21 protein-coding genes, 1 tRNA gene and 1 pseudogene are annotated in these 20,265 nt (G+C 65.5%); 4 read left to right on the top strand and 19 right to left on the bottom strand.

Annotated features, from left to right (window positions below; translation table 11 throughout):
- Positions 1-8: 8 nt before the first annotated feature.
- Positions 9-1,997: a transcriptional regulator gene (locus FJ930_RS21430; protein WP_141839999.1), complete on the top strand. Its 1,989-nt coding sequence runs from the start codon at positions 9-11 to the stop codon at positions 1,995-1,997.
- 94 nt (positions 1,998-2,091) lie between these two features.
- On the top strand, positions 2,092-2,271 hold the full coding sequence (locus tag FJ930_RS21425; protein ID WP_140740759.1) for a hypothetical protein: 180 nt from the start codon (positions 2,092-2,094) through the stop codon (positions 2,269-2,271).
- Between the two features lie 37 nt (positions 2,272-2,308).
- Here FJ930_RS21425 and FJ930_RS21420 read toward each other — a convergent pair whose 3' ends face one another.
- From FJ930_RS21420 to FJ930_RS21365, 12 genes are all read right to left on the bottom strand, one after another.
- Positions 2,309-2,617, bottom strand: a complete 309-nt coding sequence (locus tag FJ930_RS21420) for a UBP-type zinc finger domain-containing protein (protein ID WP_141839998.1) — start codon at positions 2,615-2,617, stop codon at positions 2,309-2,311.
- Between the two features lie 84 nt (positions 2,618-2,701).
- Positions 2,702-4,399, bottom strand: a complete 1,698-nt coding sequence (locus tag FJ930_RS21415) for a cyclic nucleotide-binding domain-containing thioredoxin-disulfide reductase (protein ID WP_141839997.1) — start codon at positions 4,397-4,399, stop codon at positions 2,702-2,704.
- A gap of 179 nt (positions 4,400-4,578) precedes the next feature.
- Positions 4,579-5,121: a cytochrome b gene (locus FJ930_RS21410; RefSeq protein ID WP_141839996.1), complete on the bottom strand. Its 543-nt coding sequence runs from the start codon at positions 5,119-5,121 to the stop codon at positions 4,579-4,581.
- 286 nt (positions 5,122-5,407) lie between these two features.
- Positions 5,408-5,492: transfer RNA gene (locus tag FJ930_RS21405), tRNA-Leu, on the bottom strand.
- A 74-nt stretch (positions 5,493-5,566) separates the two neighbouring features.
- On the bottom strand, positions 5,567-6,187 hold the full coding sequence (locus tag FJ930_RS21400) for a 2,3-bisphosphoglycerate-dependent phosphoglycerate mutase (RefSeq protein ID WP_141839995.1): 621 nt from the start codon (positions 6,185-6,187) through the stop codon (positions 5,567-5,569).
- A 33-nt stretch (positions 6,188-6,220) separates the two neighbouring features.
- Positions 6,221-7,063 (bottom strand): 4-hydroxy-tetrahydrodipicolinate reductase, encoded by an 843-nt coding sequence (gene dapB / locus FJ930_RS21395; protein WP_141839994.1) that lies wholly within the window; start codon positions 7,061-7,063, stop codon positions 6,221-6,223.
- On the bottom strand, positions 7,060-8,919 hold the full coding sequence (locus FJ930_RS21390) for an ABC transporter ATP-binding protein (protein WP_141839993.1): 1,860 nt from the start codon (positions 8,917-8,919) through the stop codon (positions 7,060-7,062). The genes dapB and FJ930_RS21390 overlap by 4 nt, the downstream gene beginning before the upstream one ends.
- A 132-nt stretch (positions 8,920-9,051) precedes the next feature.
- On the bottom strand, positions 9,052-10,077 hold the full coding sequence (locus tag FJ930_RS21385) for a glucokinase (RefSeq protein ID WP_141839992.1): 1,026 nt from the start codon (positions 10,075-10,077) through the stop codon (positions 9,052-9,054).
- A 175-nt stretch (positions 10,078-10,252) separates the two neighbouring features.
- Entirely contained in the window at positions 10,253-11,338 is a 1,086-nt protein-coding gene (gene mepA / locus FJ930_RS21380) for a penicillin-insensitive murein endopeptidase (RefSeq protein WP_141839991.1), read from the bottom strand.
- A gap of 123 nt (positions 11,339-11,461) precedes the next feature.
- Complete coding sequence (locus FJ930_RS21375; RefSeq protein WP_246676978.1) at positions 11,462-12,346, bottom strand: SDR family oxidoreductase; 885 nt, start codon at positions 12,344-12,346, stop codon at positions 11,462-11,464.
- A gap of 212 nt (positions 12,347-12,558) precedes the next feature.
- On the bottom strand, positions 12,559-13,713 hold the full coding sequence (gene queG / locus FJ930_RS21370; protein WP_141839990.1) for a tRNA epoxyqueuosine(34) reductase QueG: 1,155 nt from the start codon (positions 13,711-13,713) through the stop codon (positions 12,559-12,561).
- Positions 13,694-14,386 carry a glutathione S-transferase family protein gene (locus tag FJ930_RS21365; protein ID WP_140610628.1) on the bottom strand — a complete coding sequence of 231 codons (693 nt, stop codon included), beginning with the start codon at positions 14,384-14,386 and terminating at the stop codon, positions 13,694-13,696. Before FJ930_RS21365 ends, queG begins: the two co-directional genes overlap by 20 nt.
- Positions 14,387-14,548: 162 nt before the next feature.
- Here FJ930_RS21365 and FJ930_RS21360 point away from each other — a divergent pair, with 162 nt between their 5' ends.
- A complete protein-coding gene (locus tag FJ930_RS21360) occupies positions 14,549-15,355 on the top strand; it encodes an undecaprenyl-diphosphate phosphatase (RefSeq protein ID WP_140740818.1) in 807 nt (268 codons plus the stop codon).
- A gap of 164 nt (positions 15,356-15,519) precedes the next feature.
- Here FJ930_RS21360 and FJ930_RS21355 read toward each other — a convergent pair whose 3' ends face one another.
- Both FJ930_RS21355 and rsmI read right to left on the bottom strand, forming a co-directional pair.
- Complete coding sequence (locus FJ930_RS21355) at positions 15,520-15,897, bottom strand: YraN family protein (RefSeq protein ID WP_140740740.1); 378 nt, start codon at positions 15,895-15,897, stop codon at positions 15,520-15,522.
- Entirely contained in the window at positions 15,890-16,795 is a 906-nt protein-coding gene (gene rsmI, locus FJ930_RS21350) for a 16S rRNA (cytidine(1402)-2'-O)-methyltransferase (RefSeq protein ID WP_181763439.1), read from the bottom strand. The genes FJ930_RS21355 and rsmI overlap by 8 nt, the downstream gene beginning before the upstream one ends.
- A gap of 181 nt (positions 16,796-16,976) precedes the next feature.
- Between rsmI and FJ930_RS21345 the strand changes: the two genes are divergently transcribed.
- Complete coding sequence (locus tag FJ930_RS21345) at positions 16,977-17,150, top strand: hypothetical protein (protein ID WP_246676977.1); 174 nt, start codon at positions 16,977-16,979, stop codon at positions 17,148-17,150.
- Between the two features lie 79 nt (positions 17,151-17,229).
- Here the strand turns inward: FJ930_RS21345 and FJ930_RS30545 are convergent.
- From FJ930_RS30545 to FJ930_RS21320, 5 genes and pseudogenes are all read right to left on the bottom strand, one after another.
- Positions 17,230-17,340, bottom strand: a pseudogene (locus FJ930_RS30545) (transporter); the annotation flags it as partial.
- Between the two features lie 229 nt (positions 17,341-17,569).
- On the bottom strand, positions 17,570-17,893 hold the full coding sequence (locus tag FJ930_RS21335; protein ID WP_140740734.1) for a low molecular weight protein tyrosine phosphatase family protein: 324 nt from the start codon (positions 17,891-17,893) through the stop codon (positions 17,570-17,572).
- 55 nt (positions 17,894-17,948) lie between these two features.
- A complete protein-coding gene (gene hemW / locus FJ930_RS21330; protein ID WP_141839988.1) occupies positions 17,949-19,112 on the bottom strand; it encodes a radical SAM family heme chaperone HemW in 1,164 nt (387 codons plus the stop codon).
- A gap of 11 nt (positions 19,113-19,123) precedes the next feature.
- A complete protein-coding gene (rdgB, locus tag FJ930_RS21325; protein WP_141839987.1) occupies positions 19,124-19,786 on the bottom strand; it encodes an RdgB/HAM1 family non-canonical purine NTP pyrophosphatase in 663 nt (220 codons plus the stop codon).
- Positions 19,786-20,196: a VOC family protein gene (locus FJ930_RS21320; RefSeq protein WP_141839986.1), complete on the bottom strand. Its 411-nt coding sequence runs from the start codon at positions 20,194-20,196 to the stop codon at positions 19,786-19,788. Before FJ930_RS21320 ends, rdgB begins: the two co-directional genes overlap by 1 nt.
- Positions 20,197-20,265: the final 69 nt, after the last annotated feature.

Here is a 20,265-nt window from a genome sequence, read left to right as displayed (position 1 = left end):
ACAGCGACATGCCGGGCCTGTCCGTGCGCCTGCTCGGATCGCTGACGATCTCCCGCAACGGCGTGCCGGTGGCACTGCCGGCATCGCGCAAACTGCGGGCGCTGCTGGTCTATCTGGCGCTGGCGCCGCATCCGGTCGGGCGCAGCCGCCTGTGCGAGCTGTTCTGGGATGTGCCCAACGATCCGCGCGGCGAGCTGCGCTGGTGCCTGAGCAAGCTGCGCGGTGTGCTCGACGCGCCGGAGCGGCGCCGGGTCTCTACGCAGGGCGATATGGTCGCGCTCGATCTTAACGGTTGCCTGGTCGACGCGCTGGAGATCAGCCGCGCCACGGCGCAAGGAATCGGCACGCTTGATGTGGAGCGGCTGCGAGCGCTGGCCGGGCTCTTCGCCGGCGATTTGCTCGACGGCCTGGAGCTCGAGCGCAGCCCGCTTTTCAACAGCTGGCTGATCGCCCAGCGCCGCCGCTTCAACTCCTGCCACGCGGCGGTGCTGGAACAGCTCGTCGAAAACCTGCCGCCGGATTGCGACGAGACGATCGGCCATCTCGACCGGTGGGTGGAACTGGCGCCGTTCGACGGGCGCGCCCATGTGACTTTGCTGGCCAGCATGGTCCGGCGCGGCGAGATCGGCGCGGCCGAGCAGCACCTGGCGGCAACCGAACTGCTGTTCCGGTCGGAGCAATTGGATTTCGCACCGCTTCGCGCGGCGTGGCGGGCGATCCGCGATGAAGGGGCAAGTGCTTCGGAGCAACGGCAGCCGGCCTTGCTGCCCGCGCTGTCGCAGCTGGTCGCCACGGCGAATGAAGCCGGCCCTGTCGAACCAAGTCATGCGTCGTTGGCGGTCATGCCGTTTACCGAGGAAAGCGGCGCGCGCGGCGGACTGGCCGATGGTTTGACACACGACATCATCACCCGCCTCGCCAAGCTCAGGGATTTCTTCGTCATCGCGCGCGGATCGGTGTTCGCGCTGGCCGAGAAGGCCATTGCTCCCGAGGAGGCCGGCAGAAAACTGAACGTCGACTATGTCGCCACCGGCACGGTGCGCGATCTGGCCGGCCGGGTGATCGTCGGCGTCGAGCTCGTCGAGGTGCGCACGGCCAGGATCGTCTGGGCCGAGACATTCGAGCGCCGGCCCGACGACATCTTCGCGGTGCTGGACGACATCGGCGACAGCATCGTCTCGTCGATATCGGCCGAGATCGAAACGGTCGAGCGCAACCGCGCCATGCTGAAGGCGCCCAATTCGCTCAACGCGTGGGAAGCCTATCATCGCGGCCTCTGGCACATGTACCGCTTCACCCAGGCGGAAAACGAGCAGGCGCGGCATTTCTTCGCCCGGGCGCTGCAACTGGACCCGACCTTTGCCCGCGCCTATGCCGGCCTGTCCTTCACCCACTGGCAGAACGCCTTCCAGCGCTGGGGCGACCGCGACCGGGAGAGCGCGCTGGCCTTCGAGAGCGCCGGCCACAGCCTGCTGGTGGACGACCACAATCCGGCCGCGCACTGGGCCATGGGGCGGGCGCTATGGCTGCGCGGCGCGCAGGACGGCTCGCTCGTCGAACTGCAACGGGCGGTGGATCTCAGCCCCAATTTCGCGCTTGGCCATTATGCGCTGTCCTTCGTCCACTCGCAGTCGGGCGATCCGCGGGCGGCGATCGGCTCCTCCGACCATTCGCGCCATCTGAGCCCCTTCGACCCGCTTCTGTTCGGCATGCTGGGCGCAAGAGCCATGGCGCACGTCCGGCTCGGCCAGTTCGAGGAAGCGGCCGAATGGGCGCTGAAGGCGGCGGCGCGGCCCAATGCGCACGCCATCATCCTGGCGATCGCCGCGCACTGCCTGGCGCTGGCCGGCCGGCTCGACGAGGCGCGCGGCTTCGCCGCCGCAATCCGCAAGGCATTGCCGCACTATTCGAGCGAGGATTTTATCGGGACGTTCCGTTTCGAGCCCAACGCGGAAGCGCTGTTCCGACAAGGCGCGAGGCGGATCGGGCTGGGCTGAGACCGGGCCGAACTCCAGCCGGTTAACAAAGCCGGAAGGAGTTACTTAACCGTTCACGGTTATGTGACGCCTTGGGGGGCATGACAAAGTGAGTATGATGAGCAACAGCCCCGAAAAGCGCAACGAATGGCGCGCCATTCTTCATGTCCAGGCCCGAATCGCCGTCCTGTTCGTCCCCGTCGTGGCCAGCCTGCTCCTCATCGCGGCCCTTGCCGGCAACGACCGCAAATCCGTTCCCGACGTCGACCGCACCGTCACCAGCTCGGTGCGATAAATCAGCCGAACCGCTTTTCTCCTGGCTCTTCGAAACTTCAGTAAAACCGCGGGATCGGTCCGTTCTGCGGCGTGGTGCGGTCGCCGAGGTCGAGAAAGATCTCGTCGACAAAGCACCATCCCCAGCCCTCGGGCGGATCATAGCCCTCGATGACGGGGTGACTGGTGGCGTGAAAATGCTTGGTGGCGTGGCGGTTGGGCGAGTCGTCGCAGCAGCCGACATGGCCGCAGGTTCGGCAGAGCCGCAGATGCACCCACCACGATCCGCTCTTCAGGCACTCCTCGCAACCGAGTGCGCTCGGCGTCACGTCCTTGATCCCAGCCGCATGTCTGCATTCATCCGCCATCACATTCTCCTGGCCAGTTGGGCTCAACTGTATCTCTGCGCAATTCCCCCAGGGAAAGCGCTGCGCGATTTTCCCGGGAAACCGTTACACACTTTCCCTGAAATTGCTCTCCGTGGCGAGGCTACCGTCCCGCGCCAGATAAGCATGCAAGGCCGCGACCACCTGGGCACCCTCGCCGACAGCCGCCGCGACGCGCTTGACCGAGCCGCAGCGCACGTCACCGATGGCGAACACCCCGCCGCGGCTGGTCTCCATCAGGCCGTGCGCCGTTCCAAGCTCCGACCCGGTGCGAATGAACCCCTTGGCGTCCAGCGCCACATTGCATTGCGCGAGCCAGTCGGTGTTCGGGTCGGCGCCGATGAACAGGAAGAGATGGCGGATCGGGCGCGTCGTTCCCTCGCCGCTGACGCGGTTGCGCCAACGCACGGTGGCAAGATTGCCCTCCTCGCCCTCCAGCGCCTCGATTTCGGTCTCGGTCAGCACCTCGATGTTCGGCTGCGCCTTGATGCGCTCGATCAGGTAGCGCGACATGCTGGCATCGAGGCTGCCGCCCCGCGCCAGCAGCACCACTTTGCGCGCATGGCTGGCTAGGTAGACGGCCGCCTGCCCAGCCGAATTGCCGGCGCCGACCAGCGCCACCTCCTGGCCGGCGCAAAGCCGTGCTTCGATGGGCGAGGCCCAATAGTGCACGGACGTTCCCTCGAACCGCGACAGGTTGGCGACATCGAGGCGGCGGTAGCGCGCGCCGCTGGCGATCACCACGCTGCGCGTCCGCACGGTCTCGCCATCGCCGACGTCGAGCAGGTAACGGGCACCCGACATGTCGGGCGCGGCGCTCAACAGCTTGGCCTCGTCGGGGATCACCATTTCGACGCCGAACTTCTGCGCCTGATTGTAGGCGCGCGCCATCAGCGCCATGCCCGTAATGCCGGTCGGGAAGCCGAGATAGTTCTCGATGCGCGAGGAGGCGCCGGCCTGGCCGCCGAAGGCACGGCAATCGAGCACGATTGTCGACAGCCCTTCGGACGCCGCGTAGACCGCCGCGGCCAGCCCGGCCGGCCCGGCGCCGACAATGGCCACGTCATACACTGTATCGGCATCGATCGGCCTGACCAGGCCGATGCAGCGGGCGAGGTCCTTCTCGCCGGGGTTGAGCAGCAGCCTGCCGTTCGGACACAGCACCACCGGCAGATGATGCGGATCGACGTTGAAGCGCTCGACCAGGGTTTTCGCGCAGGGGTCGCTGCCGGAATCCAGCACCCGGTGCGGCTGGCCGCTGCGGGCCAGGAAGCCTTGCAGCCGCAACACGTCGGCATTGTCGAGCGGTCCGATGATGATGGGCCCGCTGGTGGCGCTTTCGAGCAGTCCGACACGGCGCAGGATCAGCGCCCGCATGATGCGCTCGCCGAGACTGGCCTCCTGTACTATCAGATCGCGCAGCCTCCGCGAGGGGATGACGAACGCCTCGACCGGCTCGGCGGCCTCGGCATTGACAAGCGAGGGGCGGGCCGAAAGCTGCGCCAACTCGCCGACGAAGCTGCCTGGACCGTGGGTGATGAGCGTTTCGCGCCGGCCGAGCCCGCCATCCTGGGTGATGTCAACGCTGCCCGACAGGACGACGATCAGGCCGGGCGCCACGTCGCCTGCCTTGACGATGTGCTCGCCGGCGGCATAGGCGCTGGCCTCGCCGAACCGGCGCATGCGATCGATGTCGGCCTCGGCCAGCGTCGGGAACGCCTGATCGCGACGGGTCGAGAAGATCGGGTTGGTGGCTTGCGACATGGCTGCGAGCGTAGCGCCTCGCCCGGACGGTTTGAAGCGGTTTGTTCAGCGCCTAGCCGGGAGGGGAGGTTGGTTGCTGGCCGCCAAGCCGTCGCGCCGCGATGACGAGATCGGGGAGACTTGAAACCAACGTCGCGATTCGCAGCCGAAGAACAATCGCCCCGGATTGACGCCGCATCTCAGGAGCCCGCCGTCTCCGGCAGCATGCGCTTGAGCACATCGTCCCTGCGGATGAAATGATGCCACAGCGCCGCCGCCGCATGCAGTCCGGCAAGGATGAGGATCAGGTTAGCGCACAGGCTGTGCATCTCCCTTATGAACCGGGCCGTGTCGCGGTCGGGCGCAACCGGAGCCGGAACGGTGAAGAGGCCGAAGAAACTCAGCGCGTCACCCCTGTACCAGGTGAGCAGGATGCCGAGGGCCGGAATGGCCATCAGCAGCGCGTAAAGCAGCAGGTGCGCGACCTTGGCCGCCCATCGTTCCAGCTCTGACATTTCCCCCGGCAACCCGGGCGTTCCCAGTGCCAGGCGCAGGCCGAGGCGGATCACCACCAGCGCGAACAGCAACATTCCGAACGAGATATGGAGCCACCAGACGAGCGCACGGCCGGGATCGCCGCGTGGAAAGAGGTCCGTCACATAAGTCAGGCCATAAAGGCCGATGACCAGCAGAAACACCGCCCAATGCATGGCCTTCTGCGCATTTGTGTAGGTGGGGTTCATCCGAGCCTTCCGATTTTTGCAGCGTTTCCAAACTAGCCGCGATCATGTCAAAGCTTTGTCGTGCCGAGCCCCTTTGGCCGTACTTGAACGACCAGCGGCGAGTATTGCCGGCGAGCATTGCAGGATCGGACGTGATCGCGGTCGGACGAACATTGGAACAGGGACCTGTCAGTTCGCTGACAGTCGGTGGCGGTCCGGCAACGACGCTTCAGACAAAGAAAAGCCCGGCGAACCGGGCGTTTTCTCTTAGGGTTTCTGAACCGTCGAACGATTCGAAACGGGAATTTGGTGCCCAGAAGAGGACTCGAACCTCCACTCCTTGCGGAACACGGACCTGAACCGTGCGCGTCTACCAATTCCGCCATCTGGGCTGGTGCGGGCTCAATAAGCGGGCAAGCGATTGCTGTCAACGCGCTTTTTTCAAACCCGCCAGCGGCTTGCCGGTTCAGCCCTCCAGCACTTCCTTCGAAGCCACGGTCGAATCGGCGTTGAGCGTGTAGATGACCGGCACGCCGGTGCCGAGCTCCAGCTTGACGATCTCCTCGCCGGACTTGCCGTCCAGCGCCATGATCAGCGCGCGCAGCGAATTGCCGTGCGCCGCCACCAGCACGGTGCCGCCGCGCAGCACATGCGGCTGCAGATCGTGCAGGTAGTAGGGCCAGACGCGGGCGCCGGTATCCTTCAGGCTCTCGCCGCCGGGCGGCGGCACGTCGTAGGAGCGCCGCCAGACATGCACCTGCTCCTCGCCCCATTTCTTGCGGGCATCGTCCTTGTTGAGGCCGGAGAGGTCGCCATAGTCGCGCTCGTTCAGCGCCTGGTCGCGGATGGTCTTCAAGTCGCTCTGACCAACGGCGTCGAGAATGTGCTGGCAGGTCTTCTGTGCCCGGGTCAGCGCCGAGGTGAAGGCGATGTCGAACTTCAGGCCGCGCGCCTTGAGCTTCTCACCGGCGGCCTTGGCTTCGGCGTGGCCCTGCTCGGTCAGATCGACGTCGCGCCAGCCGGTGAACAGGTTCTTCAGGTTCCATTCGCTCTGGCCGTGGCGGACGAGCACGAGAGTTCGCGACATGTTTGCTCCCTTTGGTTTTGGGGTTAGACGGTCTCAGGCGAGCCCAAGCACGTCCCGCATCGAATACAATCCCGGCTTCTTGCCACGCGCCCACAACGCCGCCTTGACGGCGCCGCGGGCGAAGATGGCGCGGTCCTCGGCATGGTGGGCGAGCGTGATGCGCTCGCCGGTGCCGGCCAGGATCACGCTGTGGTCGCCAACCACCGAGCCGCCGCGCAGCGTGGCGAAGCCGATCGTGCCGGTCTTGCGCACGCCTGTGTGGCCGTCGCGTGAACGCACATCATTGCCGGCCAGCGCCACGCCGCGCCCGGCGGCGGCGGCCTCACCCAGCAGCAGCGCGGTGCCCGAGGGCGCGTCGACCTTGTGCCTGTGGTGCATTTCGAGGATCTCGATGTCGAAATCGTCGGCGTCGAGTGCACGTGCCGCCTGTTCGACCAGCACCGCCAGGAGATTGACGCCGAGGCTCATATTGCCCGACTTGACGATCGTCGCGTGGCGCGCCGCCGCGGCGATTTTCGCGTCGTCGTCGGCCGAACATCCCGTTGTGCCGATGACATGGACGATGCGCGCCTGCGCCGCGTAGCCGGCGAATTCGACGCTCGAGGCCGGCGTGGTGAAATCGAGCACGCCATCGGCCTTGGCGAAGACCGGCAGCGGATCATTGCCGATCGCCACGTCGATGCGGCCGATGCCCGCGAGTTCGCCGGCATCCTTGCCCAGATGAGGCGAATCCGCGCGCTCGACCGCGCCGATGACCCGGGCGCCCGGAATGGTGTGGATGGCGCGGATCAGCGTCTGGCCCATGCGGCCGGCAGCACCCACCACCACAAGGCCCATATCGGTTGCCGGCTTGTCGTTTGCTGACGTCTCGCTCATGCCGTGCTCCCGGCGATGCTTTGGGTTTCGATGTCGTGAACCGAAGTCTGGATCGGCGCGCTGTCGTCGACAAGCCCTAGGCCCTTGACGCCCTGTATCCGGTGGAAACGGGCATAGACGCTGTGCGGATCGGCCATCAGCGAGGCGTGCGTGCCCTCTTCGACCAAATGGCCCTGTTCGAGCACGATGATGTGGTCGGCATTGACCACCGTCGACAGGCGGTGCGCGATGACGATGGTGGTGCGCCCTTCCATGACCTTGGTCAGCGCCTGCTGGACACGGGCTTCGGCCTCGTTGTCGAGCGCCGAGGTCGCCTCGTCGAGCAACAGGATCGGCGCCTGCCGCACGATGGCGCGGGCGATCGACACGCGCTGGCGCTGGCCGCCCGAGAGCGTCGCGCCGTTCTCGCCGACCGGCGTGTCATAGCCTTGCGGCTGCTGGCGGATGAACCCGTCGGCCGCCGCCTGCTTCGCCGCCTCCTCGATCTCGGCATCGGTCGCGGAGGGGCGGCCGTAGCGGATGTTGTCGCGGATGGTGCCTTCGAACAGATAGGGCGCCTGCGAAACATAAGCGATGGAACCGCGCAGCGACTGTTTGGTGACCTTGGAAATGTCCTGGCCGTCGATCTCGATCGTGCCGGACTCGATATCGTAGAAGCGCTGCAGCAGCGCCACCAGTGTCGTCTTGCCGGCCCCGGAGGCGCCGACGATGGCGGTCATCTTGCCGGCGGCGGCGACGAAGCTCAGGGCCTGCAGGACCGGCATGTCCTCGACATAGCGGAAGGACACGTTGTTGAACCGCACTTCGCCCGTGGTGAAATGCGCCTCGGTGGCATCGGGCGCGTCGCCCTGCTGCGGCTCGAGATCGAGCAGCTCGTAGATCATGCGCGCATTGACCAGCGCCCGCTCCATGCCGACCTGCATGCGCGCCAGGCGTCGCGCCGGGTCATAGGCCAGGATCAGCGCGGTGATGAACGAGAAGACCGCGCCCGGCGGCTGACCAAGAACGAGTGCCCGGTAACCGGAATAGGCGATGACGGAGGTGACGGCGAGGCCGGCAAGCATGTCGGAAATCGGCGCCAGCCGTTCAGACACGCGGGCGATCTTGTTGTTGCGCTGCTCGGCCGTGTCGGCCATGGCGCCGATGTGGCGCGCAAGCGCGTCCTCCATGGTGAAAGCCTTGACGATGGCGATGCCTTGCGTGGCTTCCTGCACGGCCCCGATCAGCCGGGAATTGATCAGCACGGATTCCCGGGTGATGCGCCGCACGCGACGGGTGAGATAGACAACGGCCCAGATCAGCGGCGGTCCGATCAGCAGCGAACTGAGCGACAGCACCGGATCCTGATAGACCATGACGCCGACAAGGCCGACCAGCGTGACCGCGTCACGGCTGATGGATGTCAGGGTCAACGACAACAGGTCGCGGATGCCGCCGACGTTTTCATTGACCTGCGCCGCCAGCCGGCCTGAACGCGTGTCGTTGAAGAAGCCGACACCGAGCTTCATCAGATGGTCGAAGATGCGCTTCTGGTAGCGCGCCACCAGATTGTTGCCGATCTTGGCCAGCGCGACCGCCTGGCCATAGCCGGCGAAGCCGCGCAGCAGGAAAGCCGCCATGAAGCCGGCGCAGATCCATACGATCGCGTCGCCACGCCGTTCGTAGAAGATCTGGTTGACCATCGGGGCCATGATCCAGGCGGTGAAGGCGGTCGTACCCGAAACGATCAGCGAGCACGCGATGACCATGGCATAGGTCCAGCGGTAGTCACGGCTGTTTTCCGCGAGAATGCGGCGGAGCACCGCTGTGACCTGACCGGGAGTGGCCTTCTGCTTGTTTGGAGCTTGAAAAGTCAAATCGGGAGCTTCGTGGTTTTCCGCCTGGGCCGGGCTGCAATTCGGCACTCCTCTTAGCGCCATGCGGCCGGCTTGCCTATGCCCGCGGCTGATTAACTTCGTCGCGGGCAGCGCGTTCTCGAGGCGATGCCACTAGGCCTGCCAGCGCCGGCCCTCCGTCTGAACGCCGAACAGCGACGGGTTCCTGGCATAGGCGGCAAGGCCGAGAAGTGCCGCCAGCGGATGGGTGATGACATAGACAGGCATGGAGCGCATCAATTCGCTGTGCGGCGCCTTGTCCTCGAAGGCGGCGCGGAAATTGCCGGCCTTCAGCGCCGGCACGATTTTCTGCGCGATGCCGCCGGTGAGGAACACGCCGCCACGGCTCATGAACACCATTGCGAGATCGCCGGCCGTGCGGCCTAGGCAGGTGACGAACATCGACAGCGCTTCCTCGGCGACCGGATCGGTCTTGGCCAGCGCCGCCGCCGTGATCTCCGCCGGCGTGGTGAAGGGCGCCGGTTTGCCGTCCGCCCTGGCCACCGCCCGGTAGGCATTGACGAGGCCACGCCCACTCAGGATCTGCTCGCCCGAAATGCGGCCCTCGAGCTTCTCGATATGCGGGAACACCTCGAAATCGCGGGGTGAGCGCGGGCCGATATCCATGTGGCCGCCCTCGCCCGGCACCGGGATCCAATGGTGCAGCGCGTAGACCAGGCCGGCAACGCCGAGCCCGGTTCCCGGACCAAGAACGACGCGTCCGGCATTTGGCTCAGGCGTGCCGCCGCCAATCTTTTCCATGTGCTCTTCGCCCAGCGCCACGACGGCCAGCGCCTGTGCCTCGAAATCGTTGAGCACGACGATGTCGCTCAGCCCGAGGCTCGAAAACATCTGCCTCGGTTTGACGATCCACGGGCAGTTGGTGAGCTCGATCTCGTCGCCGTCGACGGGGCCGGCCACCGCCAGAACCGCCGAATTCGGGCGAATGGATGAGCGGTCGAGCACGGCCGCCTGGATCGCCTCGTCGATGGTGTTGTAATTGGCGGTCTGGACGATGGTCGGCTCGCCGGCCTCGGAATTGGCGTCGAGCACGATCGAGAAGCGCGCATTGGTGCCGCCAATGTCACCGATCAGGATCGGAAACCGCAACGACGTGTCGATATCGCTTACGCTTGGCATGCTCTCGTCCGTCTCCGGCGCCCCTGACGGCATGTGCCGTTCTCCGTTGACTAGCGCATGAGTTTGAAAAGGGAAACGGTTTTCGAACCCGGCAATGCGCTGAGAGAGTTTCTGCGGCCAAACAGCCACTCTTTCGCGGAAAACGGCACCCTAAACCGATTGAGCGACGCGACAATCAGTTCGCGGGCGGTCGTGGCCGTGGCACCGGCACGCCGACCTCGGGGGTCGTGAAAGCGTTCACCGCGCCTGACAAGCCGGCCGTGCCGCTGGCCGTGGTGGCGGGCGGTGAAGGCGCTTCCGGTTCGGGCGCCGCGACCGCGACGGCGCCGCCGCGGTAGGTCGCCGCCTCGGCCGATTCCGGCCCCGGCGCGTCGAGCACGAACTGGCATTGCTTGGGCAGGTTCGCCATCGTCATCAGGTCGCGGGCTTTCGGCGCATCCGGATTCTTGTTGGGCCGCCATGGCTCCTGCGTGAACCACCAGGCCAATGGCTTGCCGCAGCCGTCGTCGGCCGGCGCCGCTTCCTGCCCCTTGCAAGCGGGCGAGCCCGGTTGGCAGCCGATGCGGATGTGGAAGTGGTAGTCGTGGCCCCAGAACGGCCTGATCTTGCGCAGCCAGGAGCGGTCACCGGTAACGGTGTCGCAGAGTTTCTTCTTGATGCCCGGATTGACCAGGATGCGCTCGACTTCCGGGTAGCTCGCGGCGCGCTTCAAAAGCCGCGTATGCATCGGCTTCCACAGCGCGTCGTTCACCAGATGGGTCTTTTCATCGACCATCAAGGTGGCGCTGATATTCTCGCGCTCGCTGGTGGTGAGCTTGCGGTCCGGCATCGGCGTCAGCCAGATGTCGGCGTCAAGGCCGATCTGGTGCGAGGCATGGCCGCTCAGCATCGGGCCGCCGCGCGGCTGCGAAATGTCGCCGATCAACAGGCCCGGCCAGCCGTCGGACGCCGCGTCGCGCGACAATTTCTCGATCAGCGCGATCATCGCCGGATGGCCCCAGCGGCGGTTGCGCGACGGCCGCATCACCTCCCAGTGCATGCCGTCCATGGGCAGCGCGACGCCGCCGGCAAAGCAGCCCTTGGAATAGAAGCCGAAGGATTGCGGGGCGGTCACTGTGGGCAGTTTCTCGGCGCCGAACAGGTCTTTCGCGCGCTCCTCGGCGAAGGCCGGTTTCACGGTGAGGGCCGTCAGGACAAGCAAGCCAAACGCAGCCGCCAGCAGTGATTTTTTGCCCAGGGACGACCGCGTCGCTGTCTTCATGAAACCGGATCCCACCACATCCCAAGCCCGAATCATAGCACGCCGCGCTCGGGGTTTCGATCGCTCTACCTCTTGGCGCAATTCCGGACGGAAAACCGTTTTCACACTTTTCCTGGAATTGCCCTAGCCCTTCATCAGGCTGCGCGGCTCGCCGTCGCGCCAGTCGCCGCTTGCCCACATATGGTCGAAGGCGGCGCGGTAATCGGGAAAACGAAAGCGGTAGCCAGCCGCCTTGATCGCCGCATTGGCGACGCGCTTGTTCTCGCCATAGAAGGACCGCGCCATGGGCGAAAGTTGGGCGGTCTCGAAGGGAATTTCGGGCGGCGGCTCGATACCCATCAGCGAAGCAGCATAGGCGACGACATCCTGCGGCGGCGCCGGCAGGTCGTCGGTGACGTTGAAGATGCCCCCTTTGCCGGCTTCGATCAGCTGCCACAGCGCGCCGGCAATGTCGTCGCAATGGATGCGGTTGAACACCTGGTCCGGCTTGACCAGCCGCCTGGCGGTGCCGTTTTCCAGGTTGACCAGCGCGTTGCGGCCCGGGCCATAAATGCCGGACAGTCGCAGGATCGCAACGGGCCGACTGATCTCCTTGCCCAGTTGCAGCCAGTCCTGCTCGGCCGCCACCCGCATCACCGAGCGCTTCGATACCGGGCGGCAGGCTGCCGTTTCATCGACCCAGGCCCCGCCATGATCGCCATAGACGCCGACCGTGGAGAGATAGCCGATCCATTGCAGCGCGGGCATTCGGGCGATTGCCACGCGGGCGGCTTTCAATATGGGATCGCCGTCCGCTTCCGGCGCGATCGAAATCACCAGATGCGTGGTTTTCTCCAGCGCCTCTGCGATTTCAGCGGTCAAGACGCCATCGAACAACAGCGGGACGATGCCGGCCTGGCGCAGCGCTTCGAATTTATCGGCCGAGCGCGTCGTGCCGATAATCGTGGCTGTCCCGGTGTCGGCGCTTGGGTCATCGGAAACAAGATTCTTACGAACTGGGACCCCCACCCTAACCCTCCCCACAAGGGGGAGGGAATGCTGCCGCGCGCAATTTTCCATAAGGTCAGGCGAGTCTGAGGTCGGCACCGACAGAAATCCCCCTCCCCCTTGTTGGGAGGGGTTAGGGGTGGGGGTATTCGTAGGGCGCAACCCTTGCGTGCCGGCGCGGGCAAAAGCCTTGCCCGAATAGCCGGCGCCAAAGATGAAGATCCGCTGTTCGCTCATGCCTGAGTCCCGTGTGGCCGCGCCAGACGCCATTCGTCGCGCACGGCGCCATCGCTTTCCGTCTTCAGGCCGGTTGCGGCCCGCTCGGAATATTCGGCCTCGGAGACAAGCCGCGCCAGCGCCCATATTGCCGCGCCCCGCACCAGTGGCGAGGCATCGCCGAGCAGCGCGCGCACGGGGCCGGCAAGTGCGGCCTCACCTGAATTGCCGGCGGCGATCAGCACGTTGCGGACGAACCGGTCGCGGCCGATGCGCTTTACCGGAGAACCGGAGAAGAAGGCGCGGAACGCCGCATCGTCCAGTTCGAGCAGTTCGGCGAGCGGCGGCTCGCGCAGATCGTCGCGGGCGGCGAGCTTGGCCTCCGAAGCCGCGCGGGCGAACTTGTTCCACGGGCAAGCGGCGAGGCAGTCGTCGCAGCCATAGATGCGGTTGCCGATCGCCTCGCGGAATTCGTGCGGGATCGGCCCCTTGTTCTCGATGGTGAGATAGGAGATGCAGCGCCGCGCATCGAGCCGGTAGGGCGCCGGGAAGGCGTCGGTCGGGCAGGCGTCGAGGCAGGCGCGGCAGGAGCCGCAATGGTCTGTTTCAGCCCGGTCCGGTGCGAGTTCGGCCGTGGTGAAGATGGTGCCAAGGAATAGCCAGGAGCCGTGTTGGCGGCTGACCAGATTGGTGTGCTTGCCCTGCCAGCCGAGCCCGGCGGCCTCCGCCAGCGGCTTTTCCATGACCGGCGCGGTGTCGACGAAGACCTTCACGTCGCCGCCGGCGCGCGCCACGATCTTCCCAGCGATTTCCTTCAGCCGGCCCTTCATCACCTCGTGATAGTCGCGGTTCCTGGCATAGACGGAGATGGCGCCCCGATCGCGCTTGGCCAGCACGTCGCGCGGATCATGATCCGGGCCGTAATTCATCGCCAGCACGATGATCGAGCGCACTTCGGGCCAAAGCGTCGAAGGCTCGCTGCGCCGTTGCAAAGTCTCGGCGATCCAATTCATCGAGCCGTGAAAACCGTCCGCGACGAACTCGGCAAGGCGTGCTGGCGCCAGCGGGATGGCATTTGGAGTGGTGACCGCGACGGCATCGAAGCCGGCGCGCCGCGCCTCGCGGTCGATCAGCGCACGCAGGGGTTCTTTCCTAGAAATCGAGGTCCGCATAATGCGACACCGGTGACAGGCCGCGCACGCGATCGGTCAGGAGCGGCCGGAAGGAGGGCCGCGACTTCACGCGCGTATACCATTCGCGCGCCGCGGCGTGTTCGCGCCAGTCGATCTCGCCGAGATAGTCGAGCACCGAAAGCGTCGCGGCCGCCGCGAGATCGGCATAGGTGACCCTGCCGCCGGCCAGCCAATGGCGGGTCCCGGCCAGCCAGTTGGTGTATTTCATGTGCTGGCGGATGTTGGCGCGCGCCGCACGGATCGCGCCCGAATCCGGTGACCCGCCGCCCGCCGTTTCCGGCATGATCGGCTTCAGCACGCGCTCGCGCACCAGATGCCGGGTGATCTCGCTTTCGGCCTTGTTCAGGTACCAGTCGATCAGCCGGCGGATTTCGGCGCGCTGCATCGGGTCCTCGGCAAACAGCCGCTTGTCGCGCTTGAGGACGCCGCGCGTCTCATCGAGATATTCCGAGATCACCGTCGCGCCGACGATCGGCACGTCGCCTTCGGCCAGCAGGATCGGCAAGGTGCCGGCCGGGTTCAGCGCCAAAAACTCCTTGCGCCGCGTCCAAGGCTTTTCCTCGATCAACGCCAGCTCCTCGCCGTACTCGCCGAAGGCGAGGCGGACAAAGCGGCAGGTTGCGAACATGGGATGGTGGAAAAGCGTCAGCATGGTTCCGCGATGATAGGGCGCACTGGCGAATCGCCGGCTGCGCCGGTAAGTCTTGGCGGCCCGCAATTCGGGCCGTCACGGTGCTGCGACCTATAGGGGGACTTCGGCGCCATGACAAGCAAGCCCTGTTCTCTCGCCGTCTTCCCCAATGCCGAGGTAGAAATGGAAAGCCAGACCATCGTCGAAGCCCTGCTGCTCGGCCTGCTGGAAGGGTTGACCGAATTCATTCCGGTGTCCTCGACCGGCCATATCCTGCTCGCGGGGCATTTCCTCGGTTTCAATTCCACCGGCAAGGCCTTCGAGATCCTGATCCAGCTCGGTGCCATCCTGGCCATCCTCAGCGTCTATTTCCGGCGCCTGTGGCAGATGCTGCTCGACCTGCCGCATGACCGGCTGACGCGGCATTTCGTCATCGGCATCCTCATCGCCTTCCTGCCGGCCGCGATCATCGGCGCGCTGGCGCACGATTTCATCAAGACGGTGCTGTTCGAATCGCCGAGGCTGATCTGCATCATGCTGATCATCGGCGGCGTCATCCTTTTGGCCGTCGACCGCATGAATCTCAAACCGGTCTATCGCGACGTCGAACGCTTCCCGACCCGGCTTTACCTGCAGATCGGGTTGTTCCAGTGCCTGTCGCTGATCCCGGGCACCTCGCGCTCGGGTTCGACCATCGTCGGCGCGCTGCTCCTGGGCGTCGACAAGCGGGCGGCGGCGGAGTTTTCTTTCTTCCTCGCCATTCCGACCATGGTCGGTGCCTTCGCCTTCGACCTGTTCAAGAACCGCAACGTGCTGTCGTCAGCCGACCTGCCTATCATCGCCATCGGCTTCGTCGCCGCCTTCGTCACGGCGCTGTTCGTGGTGCGCTTCCTGCTCGATTACGTTTCGCGCAACGGCTATTCGCTGTTCGGCTGGTGGCGGCTGGTGGTGGGCATCGTCGGGCTGCTGGCGTTGATGATCTGGGGGTGAGGAGCGATCCGCGAAGCGGACAGGAAGCCAATTGCTTGGCTTCCTGAGCGACGAACGCCCTGAGCCAGCGAAGGGCGAGCAACGCTCGTAGGTGGCTCCCTCTAACTGTTTGTTTTGACGCAATCCCGGACGGAAAACCGCTACGCACTTTTCCTGGATGGCCCTCAATTCCGCCCATAAAACGCGTTCTCGACATGCACCGGCCAGCGCCAAGGCAGCACCGCGACCATGTCGAAGCGCATCGACAGCCTGCCATAGTCGGACTGGCGCGAGAGCCAGATGTCGGCGGCCGCCTCGATGCGGCGCTCCGATTCATGGCCGATCGCCTCCATGGCTTCCATCAGCGTGCGGCGGGCCTTGACCTCTACGAACAGCACCAGGTCGCCGCGCCGCGCGATCAGGTCGATCTCGCCGAAGCGGGTGCGATGGCGGCGCGCCAGGATCCTGTAGCCCTTCAGCAGCAGGGCGGCGGCCGCCAGCCATTCGCCGCGATGGCCGCGCCGATAGGCTTTCTGGCGGCTGGCGCTCGGGCGCTCAGCCATCGGCATGGGCATCCCTAAGCTCCAGCAGCCGCCGGTAGAGCATCTGTTTCTGGCCGCCGGTCATCTTCGCGGCTTCCGCCGCGGCCTTTGAGGCCGGCATTTCGGCGGCGAGCGAGAGCAGCAGGCGGTCGATGTCCTCGGGCTCGTCAGCCTTGGCCTCGGCGGGGCCGACGCAGACGACGATCTCGCCCTTCGGCGTGTCGGCCGCCGCGTAGTGATCGGCCAGCGCCCTCAGCGTGCCGATGCGCATTTCCTCGAAAGTCTTGGTCAATTCCCGGCCAATCGCGGCTTTGCGTTCGCCGCCAAGCGCTTCGGCCATGGCGCCGAGCGACTCGGCCAGCCGGCGCGGCGATTCGAAGAAGATCAGCGTCGCCGGCACGGCCCTCAGCGCTTCCAGCCGCGTCAGCCGCTGCCCTGATTTCACCGGCAGGAAGCCGGCGAACAGGAAGGCATCCGATGGCAGGCCGGATGCCGTGAGTGCTGCAAGCGGCGCGGACGGACCGGGGATCGGCACGACGCGGATGCCATGGTCGAGCGCCTGGCCGACCAGTCTGTAGCCGGGGTCGGAAACGAGCGGCGTGCCGGCGTCGGAAATCAGCGCGACGCTCTGGCCGCTCTCAAGGGCTGCGATCAGCTTCGGCCCGGCCTCGCCGGCATTGTGCTCGTGATAGGCGGTGGTGCGGCGGCGAATGCCGTAACGGTCGAGCAGCACGCGCGACACCCGCGTGTCCTCGCAGGCGATGATGTCGGCGGCGGCCAGCGTCTCCAGCGCGCGCAGCGTGATGTCGGCAAGGTTGCCGATCGGCGTCGCCACCAGATAGAGCGCCGGCTCGAGCGGACGGGCCGCGATCTCGGTCTGCCCGACCACATAGCTGCGCTTGCCCATCTCGCCAGTCAATGATGCCGTCTCCGTTCAGCCCTGTTTGGCCTGCCAAAATCATACTTGGCATGGCTGGCGCGGGCTTGCAAAACTCACGTCGATGTAAGGTAGCCGCCATTCCTTCGCCACAGTAGGGAACGAAACCGGATTTGGCGGATTTAGCCCCTGATTCCCAAGGGAGGACAGGATGGATTGCCTGATGATACAGGACGTTTTCGCGCCCTACTATGCCGGCCGCAAAAGCGCCTCCCCGACCAGGGACAAGCGCCTGCCTGCCGAAGACGAAGCCAGCCTGAGCAAGCGGGCCGCCGGGGCCTTGCCGACAGACGCCAGGCATTCCAACGACAAACCAGACAGCACGACGGAGCACTGACCGAACGATGCCCAATCGCTTCGATATTTTCATCACCCGTCTTGAAACGAAAAGCGCCAGAGAGGGCGTGCCCCCGCATCCGATAGGCGACCAGCACCGCGCCCGCCGCGACAAGGCCGACGCCAAGCCGGTTCGCGCTGGGGAGTCGCACGCCGAAAAAGAGCGCGCCAAACACCGCCACAAGCACGACGCCTGAATAACCTTCGCGGTGAGCGCGAAGACCGCCTAACTTCGTCGTCCTAGGGCGAAGCAAGGAGCGCAGCGACGCGGCGCAGACCCTGGGATCCATGCCATGACATCAATGCGTTGCAACGGTGCAGAAATCTGGCCCGTCGCATCCCTCGACAAGGGTCGCGGCATGGATCCTCGGGTCAAGCCCGAGGATGACGAAGACACCTATGATCGGCCGCCCCATTTCTTCAGCCGAGATACCGCGGCACCTTGCCCTCCAGAATCCGCACCAGCTCCGGATCCATGAATTCATAATTGTCCGGGATGTCGAGGCAGATGACCCTGGCCTTCTTCAGGCTGGACTTGAATTTCTTCTGCAACTTGGCGCGGTGCGCCTTTTCCATGACGAAGATGATATCGGCCCATGCGACGAGTTCATGCGTCAGCGGCGTATCGGCATCGTGATTGGTGCCCGCCGATTCAACCTCGATATCCCCGCGCTTGGAAAACACCTGCTCGGCGGTCGGGCTGCGCAGGCGATTTTGGCTGCAGACGAAGAGGACGTTCTTCACCGGGACATTCTCTGATCTTGTCCGAAAACCGGTTCCCACTTTTCGGGATCATGTCCTACCGCGCCAGATCGGCCACCACGGCATCCAGCACGATCATGCCGGCCGGCGTGGCGCGCAGCCGGGAATTGCCGATCGGCGCCACCAGCCCCTCGCCCTGCAGCACCGACAGCCGCGCGCTCGACAGGCCGCGCCCGGAGAACGCCTCGTAGCGCGACAGGTCGATGCCTTCGGCGAGCCTCAGCCCCATCAGCAGGAATTCGTCGGCCTCTTCCGAGCGGGTCAGCACCTCGCCCCCGGTGACGCCATGGCCCTTGGCCTCGACCAGATTGGCCCAGGTTTCCGGCATCCTTTCGGCGATGGTCACGATCCGGCGGCCATTCTCGACGAAGCGGCCATGCGCTCCGGGGCCGACGCCGACATATTCGCCATAGCGCCAGTAGGTCAGATTATGCCGGCTTTCGGCGCCCGGCCGAGCGTGGTTGGAAATCTCGTAGGCGGGCAAACCATGCGCCGTGGTGATCTCCTGCGTCAACGCGTAGAGATCGGCGGCATGGTCGTTGTCGGGAATGATGAATTTCTTCGCCGCGTGCAGCGCGTGGAAGGGCGTGCCTTCCTCGATGGTCAATTGATAGAGCGACAGATGGTCGGCGGCATGGCCGATCGCTTGTTCGAGCTCGTATGCCCAAGCCTCCGGCGTCTGTCCGGGCCGGGCATAGATCAGGTCGAAGGACAGGCGCGGAAAGATTTCTCTGGCCAGGCCGATCGCATGCAGTGCTTCCTCGACATTGTGCAGCCGGCCGAGGAAACGCAAATCCCTGTCGTTCAGCGCCTGCACGCCGAGCGAGACGCGATTGACGCCGGCGGTGCGGTAGCCACGGAAACGCTCGGCCTCGACCGAGGACGGATTGGCCTCCAGCGTCACCTCGATGCCTTCCGGCACCGTCCAGTTCTTCGCCACGGCATCCAGAACCCTGCCCACCGTCTCGGGCTTCATCAGCGACGGCGTGCCGCCGCCGAGGAAAATGCTGGTCACCTCATGCGAGCCGGTGCGCTGACGCATCGTTGCCAGCTCCGCCTCGAAGGCGACGGCGAAGCGCTCCTGATCCACCGGCTGGTGGCGGACATGGCTGTTGAAGTCGCAATAGGGGCATTTGGCCGCGCAGAACGGCCAGTGGACATAGACGCCGAAACCGGGCGTCCGGTCGAGCGGCATGCTCATGCCGGTTCCGATCATTGCGCGCCCAGCCTGGCACGGGCGAATTTCTGGAAAGCCCGGGCGCGGTGCGACAGGGCGGTCGTCTGGCCAGGCTTCCAGCCGTGTTTTTCCTCGGCGCTCATCTCGCCAAAGGTTTTCTCGAAGCCATTGGGCAGGAACACCGGATCGTAGCCGAAGCCGAGCTCGCCGCGCGGCGGCCAGACCAGCGTGCCTTCGACCTCGCCGCGATAATATTCCGCCTCGCCATCAGGAAAGGCCAGACAAATGACGGCGACGAAGCGGCCCGTGCGCTGTGCCGCCTCGGCCGCGCCGACTTCCTGCAACGCCACTTCCGTGCGCTGCATGGCCATGCCGAAATCGCGAGATCCCTCAGGGGTTTCGGCCCAGTTTGCGGTGTAGACGCCCGGCGCGCCGTCGAGCGCGTCGACGCAGAGGCCAGAATCGTCCGACAGCGCCGGCAGGCCGGTCGCCTTTGCGGCGGCCAGCGCCTTGATGTAGGCGTTCTCCTCGAAGGTGGTGCCGGTTTCGTCAGGCTCGGCCAGGCCATAGTCCTTGGCCGACTTCGCTTCGAAGCCGAACGGCTCCATCAGATCGGCGAATTCGCGCAGCTTGCCGGCATTGTGGCTGGCAACGACGATCTTCTTGCCGTCAAGCGTATGAACAGTTGGCGAATGCATCAAAGGCCCCAGATTCTTGGCTCGGCGAACTCGATCGAATTGCCCGAGGGGTCGCGTATATAGATCGAACGGCCACCTTGCGGCCATTCGAATTCGCTTTCGATGGCAATGTTTTTCGCCTCGAGATGCGCTCTCCAGCGGATGATCTCGTCGGCGGTTGCCGCGAAGCAGAGATGACCTTCGCCGACCGTGCCGTGCGGCGGCACTTTCAGCTTGGCATCGGGCGACGGCGGGATCCTGGTCGCCTCGGCGTTGAAGATGAGCAGCACGCCCGGTCCGCAGCGGAAGAAGAGGTGGCGGCCGTCGACCTTGCCGAGCAGGTCAAGGCCGAGGATATCGGTGTAGAAGGCTTCGGCGGCGGCCAGGTCGGTGACGTAGAGGGCCGATTCCAAGATCGCGGAGGGTGTCACGAGGCGCCCCCCTCTGGCCTGCCGGACCCGGCCCTACGCTGTCGCTCCGGGCGTTTGTTGTTCGGAAAG

The sequence above is a fragment of the Mesorhizobium sp. B2-4-15 genome, assembly GCF_006658505.1.
Lineage (GTDB): Bacteria > Pseudomonadota > Alphaproteobacteria > Rhizobiales > Rhizobiaceae > Mesorhizobium.
The sequence above is the reverse complement of the archived record's forward strand: the minus strand, read 5'-3'. Positions and strand labels throughout refer to the sequence as shown.

Bases quoted from the DNA above. Each gene is read 5' to 3' on its own strand.
- FJ930_RS21430 (WP_141839999.1), top strand. From the start codon at position 9: ATGCCGGGCCTGTCCGTGCGCCTGCTCGGATCGCTGACGATCTCCCGC.
- FJ930_RS21365 (WP_140610628.1), bottom strand. From the start codon at position 14,386: ATGCTGACGCTTTTCCACCATCCCATGTTCGCAACCTGCCGCTTTGTC.
- FJ930_RS21425 (WP_140740759.1), top strand. From the start codon at position 2,092: ATGATGAGCAACAGCCCCGAAAAGCGCAACGAATGGCGCGCCATTCTT.
- FJ930_RS21345 (WP_246676977.1), top strand. From the start codon at position 16,977: ATGATACAGGACGTTTTCGCGCCCTACTATGCCGGCCGCAAAAGCGCC.
- FJ930_RS21385 (WP_141839992.1), bottom strand. From the start codon at position 10,077: ATGCCAAGCGTAAGCGATATCGACACGTCGTTGCGGTTTCCGATCCTG.
- FJ930_RS21410 (WP_141839996.1), bottom strand. From the start codon at position 5,121: ATGAACCCCACCTACACAAATGCGCAGAAGGCCATGCATTGGGCGGTG.
- mepA (WP_141839991.1), bottom strand. From the start codon at position 11,338: ATGAAGACAGCGACGCGGTCGTCCCTGGGCAAAAAATCACTGCTGGCG.
- FJ930_RS21400 (WP_141839995.1), bottom strand. From the start codon at position 6,187: ATGTCGCGAACTCTCGTGCTCGTCCGCCACGGCCAGAGCGAATGGAAC.
- rdgB (WP_141839987.1), bottom strand. From the start codon at position 19,786: ATGCATTCGCCAACTGTTCATACGCTTGACGGCAAGAAGATCGTCGTT.
- hemW (WP_141839988.1), bottom strand. From the start codon at position 19,112: ATGAGCATGCCGCTCGACCGGACGCCCGGTTTCGGCGTCTATGTCCAC.
- FJ930_RS21360 (WP_140740818.1), top strand. From the start codon at position 14,549: ATGGAAAGCCAGACCATCGTCGAAGCCCTGCTGCTCGGCCTGCTGGAA.
- FJ930_RS21420 (WP_141839998.1), bottom strand. From the start codon at position 2,617: ATGGCGGATGAATGCAGACATGCGGCTGGGATCAAGGACGTGACGCCG.
- dapB (WP_141839994.1), bottom strand. From the start codon at position 7,063: ATGAGCGAGACGTCAGCAAACGACAAGCCGGCAACCGATATGGGCCTT.
- FJ930_RS21355 (WP_140740740.1), bottom strand. From the start codon at position 15,897: ATGGCTGAGCGCCCGAGCGCCAGCCGCCAGAAAGCCTATCGGCGCGGC.
- queG (WP_141839990.1), bottom strand. From the start codon at position 13,713: ATGCGGACCTCGATTTCTAGGAAAGAACCCCTGCGTGCGCTGATCGAC.
- FJ930_RS21415 (WP_141839997.1), bottom strand. From the start codon at position 4,399: ATGTCGCAAGCCACCAACCCGATCTTCTCGACCCGTCGCGATCAGGCG.